This window comes from Ruminococcus sp. RTP21359st1_H3_RTP21359_211015, from assembly GCF_040909065.1.
In the GTDB taxonomy this organism is placed as follows: domain Bacteria; phylum Bacillota; class Clostridia; order Oscillospirales; family Ruminococcaceae; genus Hominimerdicola; species Hominimerdicola aceti.
Map to the genome: position 1 here is coordinate 1 of NZ_JBDGDD010000091.1, position 934 is coordinate 934.

Here is a 934-nt window from a genome sequence, read left to right on the forward strand (position 1 = left end):
AGAGCCACGAGCAGACAGGTTTAACCATTGGCGTTGTTGATATAGACGATGCGCAAAATACAATGGGGGAGTTAAGAGCTTTCGATGAAGCACAACAGGAAGAGGATATAAAAGACGAGTATGAAGTAATGAGTATATCTTCATCAGACTTCATTAACAGCATAGAATTTCTCAAAGAAAGTTTCGATATAATAGTGGTTGACTTTCCGGGAAACTTGAAACAGGCAGGAGTAGTAGAAACCCTGATGATGATGGATGTGGTCATTATACCTTTTGCTCCTTCAAAAATCGAAGTATTGCACACTGTAAAGTTCTACAATTACTACAAGGAAAATATCTTATCTAAACGAGAAAGTCTAGGTTACAAAACAATAGTAAAAGGATTGCCCAATAAGGTAACACCTAATTTGCTTGAATATAAAGAGCTTATAGCAAACAAAGACAATTTACCTTTCGAGCTACTGAACAATCATATCAAGGAAAGCAAAGTTAATTACCAAAGAAACCTTTCTACGATAATAAACAACTATAATCACACCTGTGATGATTTCGGAGAAGAAATGATACAATTATTAATCAATTACGTTAAAAAATGAAATTATGGCTGAAGAAAAGAAAAATACAGGAAAACCCAAAACATCAATGTTCGCATTGGTACAGGCTGGTAAAGAAGAAGCTAAGAAAGTTCAAAGTATAAAATCTGTTTCATCACAACAGACTTCAGAAGAGAAAATTCCGGAAGTACAACCAGAAGCCAGCACCACAGAACCAGCTAAAGTTGTTGCTCCAGTACAAGAAGAAGAAATCATTCAGGAAAATGAGAATATGACAGAAGAACCTTCAGAATTTCCCGAATCATCTTTTCCTAAAGGTCTTTCTTTGCTTTTCGCTAAAAGAGAGATAATAGACACGGAAACGATAAAGATACCTAGAG

Annotated in this window: 2 protein-coding genes; both read left to right on the plus strand. The window is 35.4% G+C overall.

The annotated features are described in order from the left end of the window. Positions 1–596, plus strand: a 596-nt coding sequence (locus AB5Z01_RS13810; protein WP_368365633.1) for a hypothetical protein, incomplete at its 5' end; no start/stop codon positions are given. 4 nt (positions 597–600) lie between these two features. Continuing rightward, positions 601–934: hypothetical protein (locus tag AB5Z01_RS13815; protein WP_368365634.1), on the plus strand; the 334-nt coding region annotated here is incomplete at its 3' end.